At 36.0% G+C, this 13,142-nt stretch carries 12 protein-coding genes; 9 read left to right on the top strand and 3 right to left on the bottom strand.

Going from position 1 to position 13,142, the window contains the following annotated elements:
• Nucleotides 1-86: 86 nt before the first annotated feature.
• From HME9304_RS01030 to HME9304_RS01015, 4 genes are all read left to right on the top strand, one after another.
• On the top strand, nucleotides 87-1,457 hold the full coding sequence (locus HME9304_RS01030; RefSeq protein ID WP_239023358.1) for a glycoside hydrolase family 125 protein: 1,371 nt from the start codon (nucleotides 87-89) through the stop codon (nucleotides 1,455-1,457).
• Between the two features lie 472 nt (nucleotides 1,458-1,929).
• Nucleotides 1,930-4,293, top strand: coding sequence for a TonB-dependent receptor (locus HME9304_RS01025; protein WP_112376822.1), 2,364 nt, complete (start codon nucleotides 1,930-1,932; stop codon nucleotides 4,291-4,293).
• A gap of 81 nt (nucleotides 4,294-4,374) precedes the next feature.
• Nucleotides 4,375-4,848, top strand: a complete 474-nt coding sequence (locus HME9304_RS01020) for a thioredoxin family protein (RefSeq protein ID WP_112376821.1) — start codon at nucleotides 4,375-4,377, stop codon at nucleotides 4,846-4,848.
• A 247-nt stretch (nucleotides 4,849-5,095) separates the two neighbouring features.
• Entirely contained in the window at nucleotides 5,096-5,938 is an 843-nt protein-coding gene (locus HME9304_RS01015) for a YihY/virulence factor BrkB family protein (protein ID WP_313789986.1), read from the top strand.
• A gap of 74 nt (nucleotides 5,939-6,012) precedes the next feature.
• Here HME9304_RS01015 and HME9304_RS01010 read toward each other — a convergent pair whose 3' ends face one another.
• Nucleotides 6,013-6,198, bottom strand: a complete 186-nt coding sequence (locus HME9304_RS01010; protein WP_112376819.1) for a CsbD family protein — start codon at nucleotides 6,196-6,198, stop codon at nucleotides 6,013-6,015.
• 232 nt (nucleotides 6,199-6,430) lie between these two features.
• Here HME9304_RS01010 and HME9304_RS01005 point away from each other — a divergent pair, with 232 nt between their 5' ends.
• The 3 genes from HME9304_RS01005 to HME9304_RS00995 all read left to right on the top strand — a co-directional run bounded on the left by HME9304_RS01005 (nucleotide 6,431) and on the right by HME9304_RS00995 (nucleotide 8,946).
• Nucleotides 6,431-6,670, top strand: a complete 240-nt coding sequence (locus HME9304_RS01005; protein WP_112376818.1) for a DUF7218 family protein — start codon at nucleotides 6,431-6,433, stop codon at nucleotides 6,668-6,670.
• A 137-nt stretch (nucleotides 6,671-6,807) separates the two neighbouring features.
• Complete coding sequence (locus HME9304_RS01000; protein WP_112376817.1) at nucleotides 6,808-7,371, top strand: type 1 glutamine amidotransferase domain-containing protein; 564 nt, start codon at nucleotides 6,808-6,810, stop codon at nucleotides 7,369-7,371.
• Between the two features lie 51 nt (nucleotides 7,372-7,422).
• Nucleotides 7,423-8,946, top strand: coding sequence for a GH3 family acyl-acid amido synthetase (locus HME9304_RS00995; protein ID WP_112376816.1), 1,524 nt, complete (start codon nucleotides 7,423-7,425; stop codon nucleotides 8,944-8,946).
• A 4-nt stretch (nucleotides 8,947-8,950) separates the two neighbouring features.
• Here the strand turns inward: HME9304_RS00995 and HME9304_RS00990 are convergent, their stop codons facing one another.
• A complete protein-coding gene (locus tag HME9304_RS00990) occupies nucleotides 8,951-9,508 on the bottom strand; it encodes a hypothetical protein (protein WP_112376815.1) in 558 nt (185 codons plus the stop codon).
• Nucleotides 9,509-9,587: 79 nt separating this feature from the next.
• Nucleotides 9,588-11,018: a cardiolipin synthase gene (gene cls / locus HME9304_RS00985; RefSeq protein ID WP_112376814.1), complete on the bottom strand. Its 1,431-nt coding sequence runs from the start codon at nucleotides 11,016-11,018 to the stop codon at nucleotides 9,588-9,590.
• Nucleotides 11,019-11,151: 133 nt separating this feature from the next.
• Between cls and HME9304_RS00980 the strand changes: the two genes are divergently transcribed.
• Nucleotides 11,152-11,562, top strand: coding sequence for a hypothetical protein (locus tag HME9304_RS00980; protein ID WP_112376813.1), 411 nt, complete (start codon nucleotides 11,152-11,154; stop codon nucleotides 11,560-11,562).
• A 134-nt stretch (nucleotides 11,563-11,696) separates the two neighbouring features.
• Entirely contained in the window at nucleotides 11,697-13,133 is a 1,437-nt protein-coding gene (locus tag HME9304_RS00975) for a DUF748 domain-containing protein (protein WP_112376812.1), read from the top strand.
• Nucleotides 13,134-13,142: the final 9 nt, after the last annotated feature.

Here is a 13,142-nt window from a genome sequence, read left to right as displayed (position 1 = left end):
AAACATAAAACCTGATCATAAAAGTGAAAAGAAGAAAATTTTTGAAGACAAAAGCGTTAGCATTAGGTAGTTTCGGAATAATGCCAATGAATAGTATTTTGGGTACTAATTTTTTAAAGGTACCAGAAGATTTTATTTCTAAAAGGCCACCCTTGGACAAGAGAACATTTGTAAGTTCCGAAGTGGAAAAGCTCATTCTTAGGGTTAAATCCGTTATAAAGGACAAGGAGTTGGCTTGGATGTTCGAAAATTGTTATCCGAATACCCTGGATACCACAGTTGATTACGAAGTTATCGATGGCAGACCGGATACCTTTATCATAACAGGCGATATTGATGCAATGTGGCTAAGGGATTCCACAGCGCAGGTCTGGCCTTACATGCCTTTGGTTCAAAAAGATGCAGAACTAAAAAATTTGATTATCGGTTTAATCAACCGACAGGTAAAATGTGTCTTGCTCGATCCTTACGCGAATGCTTTTTACAAGGATTTGACCAAGGTTTCCAAATGGAACGATGATATGCCAAAGTCAAAAGCTGGCGTACACGAACGGAAATGGGAAATAGATTCTCTGTGCTATACTGTTAGATTGGCCCATGGTTACTTTAATCTGACCGACGATTCATCCATTTTTGATGATAATTGGGATAAGGCAATGAAACTTATCGTGAAAACCTTTAGAGCTGAACAGCGTAAAGATGGCACCTCTCCATACACTTTTATAAGAAAAACGAGCAGAATGACAGATGCTCCGATATTCGAAGGAACAGGAAGACCGATAAAATATACAGGGTTGATCTGTTCTATGTTCCGACCATCGGATGATGCCACTTTGTATCCCTATTTAATTCCGTCAAACCTATTTGCAATGGTGTCGCTCAGGCAGCTTGCAAAAATCTATAGTGAAGTTCTGAAAGACAACGAATTTGCCAAAGAATGTAACGATTTTGCTATTGAAATAGAGAATGCAGTCAATACATATGCGATTTCCGAACATCTGGATTTTGGAAAAATATATGCATATGAAGTGGATGGATTCGGAAATCAAGTTTTTATGGATGATGCAAACGTACCTTCCCTGATGTCTTTAGCTTATTTGAACGATAAATTTCAAAATGAACCCATCTATAAAAATACACGGGCCTTTCTTATAAGCGAGGACAACCCTTATTATTTAAAAGGTGAAGCGGCGGAAGGACAAGGAAGCCCACATACCGGGAAAGAAAAAATATGGCCAATGGGTATTATTCTAAGGGCGTTGACTTCCAATAATAAAGAAGAAATAAAAAAATGTCTCAAGATGCTCAAATCTACCCATGCGGATACAGGGTTCATGCATGAGGCATTCCACAAAGACGACCCCAGTGCTTATACACGTGATTGGTTTGCTTGGGCCAATACGCTTTTTGGCGAGTTGATCATAAAAGTACATTCAGAATACCCTGAATTATTATAAAACTATAAATGATATAGCAACAATTTTGCTTCTATCTGACTTCTTAATATGCAATTGGTCGAATTTAATACAGGGTAAACATAAGAATTAGGTGATTTTATTAATTTACATGAAATTTCCTACTTATGATGAATTATATAACCCTATTTTGTTTCTTCGCAATATGTTATGTATTAGGATGTATAGTTATTGTTCTCTTTTCTAAAGATTCAAAGTAATTACTACGTTTTCCAAGTTATATCAATAGCAAGACGGTAATTCTTCAATATTATTTTTATACTATTAAGGCGGCAATTAATTGCACCAATATGCCTTATGATACTACAAATGAATTGTCAAGCTACTCATAAATAGTTCTGAGGCTGATATTGCTCTATTATTTATAAAAACTTATTACAAAATTATTTCATCGATATAAACTATTTATTAGATTTGTCTAAATTTTTATTTAGAATATTTTAAATTAATTATATTGAGTTTAAAATTATTTTTCTTTGTAGGGCTAATTACTTCTCATCTTACCATTTTGGCTCAAACCAATGAGGCCAGAATTACTGGACGTGTTACTTCGGACGGGGAAGCCGTCCCCTTTGCGACAATTTTTATAGAAAACGGAATTGAAGGGACCACTACAAATTCAAAAGGGTTTTATGACCTAAAAGTGAAACCAGGGCAAATGAATATTAAGGTCAGTTCGCAAGGATATCGCAATATTACAAAAACCTTAATCTGCAGTGCCAAGGAGAATATTACTTTGAACTTTGAATTGGTTGAAGACGCTTTGGGATTAAACGAAGTTGTTATAAGTGCTACAAGAAACCGTGTAGAACGTAGAAGCGCACCTGTAGTGGTTTCTACATTAAAGCCAAGGCTGTTGACCGCTACTCAATCTATTTCTCTTGCTGATGGTCTTAGTTATGCACCAGGTGTTCGAGTGGAAACAAATTGCCAAAATTGCGGATTTACCCAAGTTCGATTAAATGGTCTGGACGGCGGATATACCCAAATATTATTGAACAGTAGACCTGTATTTAGTTCTCTATTAGGTATTTACGGTTTGGAACAAATCCCAACAAATGTTATAGAACGTGTGGAAGTTGTACGTAGTGGCGGTTCGGCGCTCTACGGTTCCAATGCGATAGCGGGAACGGTTAATGTCATTACCAAGGACCCTATTTTAAATACGTGGGAGGTTGGAACCAATCTTGCCCTTGTCGATGGGGAAGCCCTGGACCGCATATTGACATTCAATACTTCTGTAATCTCAGATGATTTAAAAAGCGGGTTCACGCTGTTTGGTACCTATCGAAATCGTGAAAGCTATGATGCAAATGATGATGGTTTTACGGAATTGGTGGAATTGCGGAACAATACCGTGGGTGCAAAAGCCTTCTTGAGACCTAGTGACCGTAGTCGGATTTCTGTAAATTTAAATGCTATCCGAGAATATCGTAGGGGAGGGGACCGATTGAATTTAGCACCTCAGTTTACGGATATTACGGAAGAATTGGATCATGATACATTTATTGGAGGAGCGGATTACGAGCATACCAGCAAGGACCATACAGAAAAAATTCAATTTTATACATCAGCTTCATATACTAATAGAGACAGTTTTTATGGAGGTCTTGGTGGTGGACGAACCAGACAGGATAGTATTTTGGCAAATAATGCTTTTGGTAGTACCAAAGATTTGGCTTGGGTAAATGGATTGCAGTTCACAAAATCATTTAAAAATCAAGATGTTTTAACCGTAGGTGCCGAGTTTAACCATATAGAAACAGAAGATATTATAATGGGTTACAATCGTTTGATAGACCAAAGTGTAAATTCCCTTGGCGGTTATGCACAGTACGAATGGAAACCCAATGAAAAATTTACGGCTTTGATCGGTACTCGTTTGGACAACGTACATGTTGACGGAGATTACACTATCGGTGGTATTGATAGAGGTGTTGATATAGTTCAGACTACGGTATCTCCAAGATTCACTTTCTCGTATCAATTCACAGAAGAATTGAAGCTTAGAAGTGGCTATGCAAGGGGATTTCGAGCGCCGCAAGCCTTTAATGAAGATTTACATATTTCAAGTGTTGGTGGTGAACCTCAATTTGTAATTCTTTCCAACGATTTAAATACCGAGTATTCAAACGCATTTACAGGTTCTTTAAATTATTCCAAATCCATAGGATTGTTGCAAATGGATTTTCTGGTCGAAGGATTTTTTACAATATTGGAAAACCCTTTTACATTGGTAAGTACAGGAGCGGTTCTGGAAAATGGTTCTATTTTGGAAGAGGTACGAAACGGTTCAGGTGCTAAAGTGTATGGCTCAAATTTTGAGTTTGGAGTTTCACCTGACCCTAAATGGCAATTTCAATTTGGTGGAACTGTACAGAAAGCTCAATATGATGAACCCCAAATTCTATTTGAAACCGATGGAACTCCTGGAGAATCTGATGTTATTCTTAACGAGTTCGTAAGAAACCCAAACTTGTATGGGTATTTAAATACAGCCTGGATTCCTAATAAAACATTCAATATTGATATAACAGGAACTTATACAGGTGAAATGATAGTTCCTTTGGTCATTAGTGATACAGGTTTTTTGCAACTGAACGATGTAAGCCCTTTTTTCGATTTGAACGTCAAATTAGAATCCCATGTAGATTTTAATGAGAATTTTATGGTTACATTCTCCGGGGGTGTCAAAAATATTTTTAATAGCTTTCAAAATGATTTTGATACAGGACCTACAAGGGATTCTGATTATGTTTACGGTCCCAATGCACCAAGAACTTTTTTTATAGGAGTGAAATTTGGAAAATTCCACTGAATTTCATCACTGAATTTATTAAGAGAAGAATATATTGTACGAAAACATATTTGATAAGTTTCATGTAGCAGTATTACCGATATGGGTTTGAGAAATTTTTTATTGTGTACTTATTTTATTACATCGTTCTCCATTGCGTATTCGCAAGTGCAGGAAATCAATTGGTTGAGTTTTGCACAGTTGGAAGATTCACTCACAGTAAAGCCCAAAAAAGTTTTTATAGATTTTTATGCTGATTGGTGCGCCTATTGCAAAAAAATGGATAAGGCTGCTTATAGTGACCCCAAAGTGATAGCTTTATTGAATGCGGATTACTATGCAGTAAAAATGAATACCGAGTCCAGGGACAGCATTGTATTTGGAGGGGATATCTTTTACAACAAAGAGTTTGGCCAAAAGCGCAACCCGGTTCATCAAATCCCTTTGTTGTTGGCATCCAGGGATGAGCGTCCATTTACACTCCCTGCAATAGTTGTTATGAATGAAAAATTTCAGGTGATAAAGCGTTATTTTGAATATATTCCGCCAAAGAAAATCCTAAAAGTTTTGGAGTAACACGTATTGGTTATAGATTTAGCTTCCTTTTTTTTTAGCATTTGATTTTCTTCAAATTATTAAAAGTTGTATTGAACAAGCAAATTAATACTGCATATTTCTTAATCAATTTTGTTCGTTGTAATTGCTAAATCTGAAAACCATCCTTATCTAAGTCATTTGGAACAATGGATTTCTTTGGAAAATAGTATTTTCGAATATGGTGTCGTCAAAAAAATTTAAAATTGGTCATTTACCAAAGCTTATAGTGGAAACTTATAAAGCTTGGGAATCCAAAGACCCTTTTCGGTTGAGTGCTGTAGTGGCTTACTACGCGGTACTTTCCTTACCGGGTCTTTTGGTCATTATCGTAAACTTGGTCGGCGCTATTTGGGGTGTAGAAATCGTTCAAGGCCAGCTTACTCGAGAAATATCAAATGCTTTGGGACAAGACGCCGCACAATCCATACAGAGTATTATGGTCGAGACTCAAAATGACAAAAAAAGTACCTTAGCTACTATTTTGGGAATAGCCACCTTAATTTTTGGTGCTACTGGGGTTTTCTATCATTTACAATTATCGCTCAACGAAATTTGGAACTTAAGACCCAATCCAAAATCCAATATGCTGAAACTACTTATAGATAGAGCGAGAAGTTTTGCTTTTATCGTAGTCATTGGTTTTTTATTACTGATAAGCTTTTTAATGACCACGGCAATTTCCGCATTGAACGACTATATAAAAAGTATTTTTCCAGATATAGTAATATACATCGCTTTTCTAATGGATACACTAATATCCATTGGAATTATAGCGTTACTTTTCGCATTGATATTCAAATACTTACCAGATACAAAAATACGCTGGAAAACAGTTTGGGTAGGTTCATTGATTACCTCAGTGCTCTTTGTATTCGGTAAATTTCTTTTGGGGCTGTACTTTGGAGAGGCCAATCCAGGATCTACTTATGGTGCGGCAGGAACAATAGTACTTATACTACTTTGGGTTTCATACTCGTGCTTAATTTTATTTTTTGGAGCACAGTTTACTTGGGTCTATTCTAAAAATTATGGTTTGGCAATTGGGATTACTGATGAGGACTCCCAGTAAATTCTAAAGGATTTTATTTAAAACAAAAAAAGGTCAAGATAAAATCTTGACCTTTTTCTTTTGGAATTTTCAATCTACATAGATTCAATTTCCTTTTTCAATTCTTCTTTTTTCTTCCCTGTTTTCTCTTGGAGTTTTCCGAGCATCTCATCAAACTTACCTTCGCTGTATGTTACGTCATCATCCGTAAGACTACCGTACTTCTGCTTAAAATTTCCTTTGACCTGATTCCATTTTCCTTCTAATTCTTGTGAGTTCATGATGTATTTTTGTTTATAAGATTATTAAATATGTTGCACAAAACTAAACAGTTACATTTAATTTTATTTGCTTAAAACATTCAATTGTTAGTGCAAATAAATAGCTTGGGCCCATAATTTTGCACGCAGTAGTGATAAATAAACTTTTGAATGGATTAAGTACTATCCAAGCGCTGTATTAATTTAGATATATGTACTGCAATAGAGTTTTATCAAATCAAATTTTTATAATATGCCAGGAAAAAGAATAAAGAATCAAGATCAATACGAAGCACTTAGAGACAAGGGGTATAGTAAAGAAAAATCTGCTAGAATAGCAAATACATCTGATTCCGGTAAGAAAGGTGGCAATTCTAAACCTTATGAAGAAAGGACCAAGAACGAATTGTATAAACAGGCCAAGAATATTGGAATAGAAGGCCGCTCAAAAATGGATAAACAACAACTGATCGAAGCACTCAGAAACAATTAAGCTTCTTTGGCTTCATTTCTATTTAATTATAACAACACTGATTTTTAAAAAGGCATTCAAGTCAATCATCATTCGAATTGAGTAAATGTTTCCAAGCAACGAACGCTAGTTTTGTGTCAAATTAAAAACAGCATATTATGAAATTAGAAAATAAGAATGTAGCTATCCTAGCTACAGACGGATTTGAAAAATCAGAACTCTTTGAACCTATGAACGCCCTGAAAAACAACGGTGCAGCTGTTCATATTATTTCCATAAAAAGTGGCGAAATTAAAAGTTGGGACGGAGATAATTGGGGAGAATCGATAAAAGTAGATAAAACCTTGAATGAAGTAAGCGAAAGCGATTATCACACATTGGTTCTTCCAGGTGGTGTGTTCAATCCAGATTCTTTGAGAACAAATGAAGATGCATTAGCGTTTATCCGTTCATTTTTTAAGAGTGGAAAACCAGTAGCGGCAATATGCCATGCGCCATGGTTGTTAATCAGTGCCGGAGTGATAGAAAACAGAAAAATCACATCGTACCATAGCATTAAAGATGATGTTATAAATGCTGGAGCTGAATGGTCAGACGAAGCAGTTGTGGTCGACCATGGACTTACAACCAGTAGAAACCCTGATGATTTACCACAATTTATAGAAAAAGTTATAGAGGAACTTTGTGAAGGTAAACACGAAGACCAAGTGGTAAACGCATAGAATGATAAAATGAAGGGTAGGCAAAATGCCTACCCTTTTAAATTTATAGATATGGCTATTATTGGAAATATTATTAAAGGGGTTATCAACGTAACGGATAAATTATCCGATGATGGGAACCCAGTAGAAGAGCAGAAACGTGTTCTTAAGATGCTTTTGGAAACTGCTTCAAAGACTTCTTTTGGAAAACATTATGGGTTTGATGAAATGCTTGAACTGGATGACCCGCGCAAGATGTTCGCCAAAAAAATACCATATCATGATTATAGCCAACTATCAAAGGCATGGTGGAACAAGGTGATAGATGGAGAGGAAAATATTACATGGCCCGGTAATCCTGATTATTTTGCTTTAAGTTCCGGTACCACAGGTAAAACAAGCAAACGAATCCCTGTAACAGATGCAATGATTTCCGCAATAAAAAGCGCAGGAATTCAGCAGGTTTTAGCATTGAGCAATTTTGACTTCCCTGCAGATTTTTTTGAAAAAGAGATTATGATGTTAGGCAGTTCTACCGATTTAGAAGAACGGGATGGACATTTGGAAGGAGAGATTAGCGGTATCAGCGCGAGCAATATACCATTTTGGTTCAAGGGATATTATAAACCTGGGGAAGACATTGCTAAAATAGATGACTGGGATGAACGCGTACTAAAAATTGCCAAACAAGCCAAAAATTGGGATATTGGTGCGTTGAGCGGAATACCATCATGGATGGAATTAATGCTCAAAAAAGTAATTGATTACAACAATTTGGAACACATCCATCAGATATGGCCCAATTTAACGGTATATACTTCTGGCGGAGTTGCATTTGATCCTTATGAGAAAAGTTTCAATGCTTTGCTGGGAAAACCAATTCAAATCATAGATACGTATTTGGCATCAGAAGGATTTATAGCATTTCAAAGTAGACCGGAAACCTCTGCAATGAAGCTAATAACCGATAATGGAATTTATTTTGAATTCGTGCCTTTTGAACCTGATTACGTAAATCAAGATGGCTCACTTACGCAAGATGCCCCTTCATGTACCCTGGACGAAGTAGAGGAAGACCAGGATTATGTTCTTATTATGTCAACTGTTTCAGGAGCATGGAGATATATAATAGGGGATACCATCGAATTTACCGATGTTAAGAGGGCCGAAATTAAAATTACGGGCAGAACCAAATTCTTTCTAAACACTGTAGGTTCACAATTATCCGTAAATAAATTGAACAAGGCAGTTAAGCAATTGGAGAAGGAGCTTGATCTTCAAATCCCTGAATATACATTATGCGCAAAACGCTATGATGATGGTTTTTATCATACATGGTATTTAGGTTCAGAAAAGGGTGATGATAATACCAAAGCTGCCAATATACTTGATGAACACCTAAAAGAAGCGAACAAAAATTACAGGGTTGCCAGAGGAAAAGCCTTGGAAGGTGTCAAAGTGCATTTTGTAGACCCTGTCATGTTTTCAGAATGGAACGGGGCCAACAAAAAGAAAGGTGGTCAAGTAAAAATGGAACGCGTTATGGGCGAGGATAAGTTCGCCGAGTGGGAAGAATTTGTGGCATCTATGTCGTAGTGCTTTAATTCTCTTTTTCATGTTTTTCTTGTACCATTTCCATAATTTCTTCTGGAGATAGATAATATTCCCTTATTCTACTTTTATAGGACTCTGCAATTTCGGCATTGTTCAGTATAAAATTTTTGGTTTTGATAATATAATCGGCCATGCCCCTTTCAACAGCAGCTCTATCTGCGGTTCTTTCTGCCTCTTTAATATGTTCTTTGAGCAGAACATATTTTATCCCAAAAGAAATCATTTCTAAATTTCCCCTTGTCTGATAATCAATAACATGGCCAAGCTCATGACCCAACCAACCGACCAATACATCTTTTGGAACATTGATAGTCTTGAATTCTTGCCCAGTAATCTTAAATTTTTCACTGATCAGAATTATGTAAGCTCGATTTTCCCTAGACTTGAACAGACTGGTAAAAGTAGGTTGCGCAAGCATTACGGATTTTTTAATATTCTTTTTAAACTTGAATTCTATAGGAACGTTTTCCAAACTAGGATAATAGCGTAATGCAATGTTAACTTCATTTTTGATAGATTCCGGGAATTTGGATTTTGTGTGCATAAAAAGTATGGGGAATATTAACGTTTGCAATAAAAAGGCAAAGTTACGATGAAAAGTATTTTATATATGTGCGAACAACTTACAATAGTGGCTTGAAGAATTTGGAAAGCCCCTCCAAAAATTTTCTCCATCTTGACCTTTCCTTAAACCTTTCCAATGATAGTTCCTCTGCATCGGCTATGAGTTTATCAAATACACTATTTATGTCTTCAGATATTTTTCTGTCATATAGAAGTACGTTTGTCTCATAATTATGCTCAAAACTTCTATTGTCAAAATTACCTGAACCAATGGACACTATTTCATCATCTATGGCCAGAATTTTACTGTGTGAAAAATCATCCCTTAAAAAAATCCGAATGCCAACATCCATCAACTCTTCAAATTGGGAAAACATGGCATTGAGCGCAGCTTGGGAATCAGATTTTCTAGGTACTAGAAGAGATACTTCCACCCCACCAAGTGACGCTATTTTTATTGCTTGCAAAAATGCTTCGCCAGGAAGAAAGTAAGGATTTGCAACCCTTATTTTTGTTTTTGCGTAATTAACCATAGAAATGTATTGCTGCATTACCGCAGGATGACGGTAATCCGGCCCACCTGCAACTACCTGTGCAATAACATCGCCCTCATTCTTGGACAAGGTCAAATACTTTTTCACATCAAATTCCTCATCCTTGCTTGCGAAAAAATAGTCCTTTAAGAAAACAACATGAATATCATTGACGATTGGTCCTTCCAAACACATGTGGGTATCTTTCCACCGGCCTAGGTCCCCTTCTGCCTTAATGTATTTGTCAGATATGTTGACACCACCGGTGAAAGCGACTTCGCCATCGATAATTACAATTTTTCTATGGTTCCTAAAGTTTATCGAGAATAGTAAATTGCCAAATCGAATCGGCATCATTGGGTAAATGGAAGCTCCTATTTCGAGAAACTTTTTCTTTATTCGACCCCGAAAGGAAAAGCTGCCAAAAGAATCATAGATAATACGGACCTCAACGCCTTCAGAAACTTTTTTCTTTAATATTTTCAGGATTTTTTCCAATAAATCCCCTCTCTCGAGGACGTAATATTGTATATGGATAAATTTATTGGCTTTTTCCATTGCCGAGAACAGCGTTCTAAATGTTTCCTCACCGTCCTGTAAAATGGTTACTTTATTCCCGTTGAGTGCTTCAAAGCCTGAATTTTTTGAAAGTAGGGAACAAAGCTTTCGCTTATGGATATCGTCAAAACTTACTGTAAAGTCCTTGCCCGAATCTGGTTTTGCACTCTTGTATTTTTGTCGCTTTTCAAATTGTTTTATAGAGAAAAATTTAAATTTTCGCCTATTTACACCAAACAAATAATATAACGCAGGTCCTGCGAAGGGCAGTGTTATTACTGCTAAAACCCAGCTTATGGATTTTGTGGGCCTTCTGCCATAATATATTATTACAGTGATGGACCACAATGTAATAGCAATATATGCAACCAAAAGAATTGTTCTGACCGTAGGGCTCATAAATAAATACTATAATCCCCTAAGCTACTAAGCCTGTACGTAACGCACAAAAAAGATTTTCATTGAGTTACTTAAAACTTTGTATGCGTTAACATTAAAAACCCTGCATAACTATTTTAGATGCTAAAACAAGATGGGTATTATTGCCAAAGATGATAATCAAGTAAATTTATATTATAACTCAAATTCCATTAATGATAAAGAGGCCAATTCTTATCTTAAAGCATTTGACGAGGATTTATTGGCAATAGATACCGCCAATGAAATGTTGCCAGAATCACATTGGGCAGAACTTATTGAAGGTGTAGACAAGCCAATCAAGGAAATAGTGGATTTGGATATGTTGGAGTCCGATCAAGTGGAACAAATAAACGCTTCGGATTTTTCTATTGAGGATTGGTTAACGATCATAAAAAATAAACCTGAACTGATTCAGGGCGTTATTGCAATCATCAATGGTAAGTTTAAGCATTTTAATAGTCCAAAGTCCTTGATTTCCTTTGTGGCTGATAACTCATCCAGCAATAATGATAGCCGAACTTAAATAATCAATATCATCGATTAAATAGAGGTAATTCAAATCAAATATTGAGAAAGAAACTATTTATAACAGTAATTACCGTAGCTGTTCTTTTTTTAACGGTAAAGTTACTAGTTCCTATATTCATTAAAAATCACTTGAATAAAACTTTAAAAACCATACCGGAATGTACCGGTACGGTCGATGATGTTTCCATTTCGTTCTTTGGGAGTACCCTTTTCATTTCGGGCATTGTTCTTAACTACGAAACGCAGGCAGTAAATATCGATATTGACATAAAGGATTTAGAGCTTTCCACTATGGGGCTCATCGATGTTGCACGTAAGAAAACACCCAGTTTTTCAAAAATCAAAGTTGATGATTATGTGCTGAATATTACAAAAAGGGTTGTAGATACTACGTTGCAAGGCGATAAAGCAAAAAAAAAATCAAGTTTTTACATCGATAAATTTGAAAGCTTCAATGGAAGGGTTATATATAATGATGCCACTACAAAGAAGCAGGATGTAATTTTGGAGGCCCCTTTGTTTTCAATTAAAAACATTGATTATTCAGATGGTAAACTTTCTTTTTTTGATACTGAAAAGCAAGAATTAAATCTAGAACTGGATAAGGTAAACCTTGCCCTTGGTGACTACGAAAAGCTCTCTTTAGCAAAACTATCCTTCAAAAATAGCAATGCCAAAATCGATGGTTTTGCAATTGAGACCATCTATGATATATCCCAATTATCAAAAATACGATCTACGGAAAGGGACCACTACAAATTTTCTGTTGATTTGTTGAGCTTGAACCAATTGAATTTTTCTAAAGAGAACGGCGATTCATTGTATATAAAGGGAACCAATATTTTGATGGATTCCCTAAACTTGGAAATATATAGGGACAAAACCTTGGCAGACGATTTGACCGTGAAAAAATACTACGGCGAAATGCTCAGGAGTATCCCTGCAAAAATGAAAATTGACAGTATTTTAATTGCTAACAGTAGCATTGTATATACCGAAAAGATTTCCAATGACTTGCGTGCCGAAAATATTTATTTTAATAATATAGAAGGAAAAATTACGGATTTATCCAGTTATATCGATAAAGACATCAATTTAGAGTTGAAGGGATTGCTAATGGGCGAAGCGCCAGTTGATATTAATTACAGCGTTAACCCTACAGACACCGATGAAAATTTTTTGGTCTCCGGCAGTATGCACAATCTAGATACCGAAGCAATCAATCCATTTTTAAAAATTAGTATGAAGGCCGTGGCGGAAGGCAAGGTAGACCGTACCTATTTCACTTTTGGGGGAAATGCATATGCAGCTTCCGGTGATATAAAGATGGAGTATGAGAATTTACACTTTAAATTTTTGGATAAGGATTTGTTGAAAATTAAGAAAGTGGTGTCTTTTGTTGTCAATTTATTTGTAAATGATGGCTCAAAGAGCAATTCCAGGGGATTTCGTTTTGGTACTATCGATACAGAACCCGACAAAACCAAATCGTTTACAAATTATGTATGGGTCTGTATACGGGATGGAATTTTGGATACCATAACCGGAAATGGAAAAAAAGACTAAGAAATAATT

The sequence above is a fragment of the Flagellimonas maritima genome, from assembly GCF_003269425.1.
In the GTDB taxonomy this organism is placed as follows: Bacteria; Bacteroidota; Bacteroidia; order Flavobacteriales; family Flavobacteriaceae; genus Flagellimonas; species Flagellimonas maritima.
Note: the sequence above shows the minus strand (reverse complement) of the source record. Positions and strands in the feature narration are given on the sequence as shown.

What these genes read in the sequence shown, in the direction of transcription:
- HME9304_RS00980 (WP_112376813.1), top strand. Translation starts at nt 11,152, where the DNA reads ATGGGTATTATTGCCAAAGATGATAATCAAGTAAATTTATATTATAAC.
- HME9304_RS00995 (WP_112376816.1), top strand. Translation starts at nt 7,423, where the DNA reads ATGGCTATTATTGGAAATATTATTAAAGGGGTTATCAACGTAACGGAT.
- HME9304_RS01005 (WP_112376818.1), top strand. Translation starts at nt 6,431, where the DNA reads ATGCCAGGAAAAAGAATAAAGAATCAAGATCAATACGAAGCACTTAGA.
- HME9304_RS01030 (WP_239023358.1), top strand. Translation starts at nt 87, where the DNA reads ATGAATAGTATTTTGGGTACTAATTTTTTAAAGGTACCAGAAGATTTT.
- cls (WP_112376814.1), bottom strand. Translation starts at nt 11,018, where the DNA reads ATGAGCCCTACGGTCAGAACAATTCTTTTGGTTGCATATATTGCTATT.
- HME9304_RS01010 (WP_112376819.1), bottom strand. Translation starts at nt 6,198, where the DNA reads ATGAACTCACAAGAATTAGAAGGAAAATGGAATCAGGTCAAAGGAAAT.
- HME9304_RS00990 (WP_112376815.1), bottom strand. Translation starts at nt 9,508, where the DNA reads ATGCACACAAAATCCAAATTCCCGGAATCTATCAAAAATGAAGTTAAC.
- HME9304_RS01000 (WP_112376817.1), top strand. Translation starts at nt 6,808, where the DNA reads ATGAAATTAGAAAATAAGAATGTAGCTATCCTAGCTACAGACGGATTT.
- HME9304_RS01020 (WP_112376821.1), top strand. Translation starts at nt 4,375, where the DNA reads ATGGGTTTGAGAAATTTTTTATTGTGTACTTATTTTATTACATCGTTC.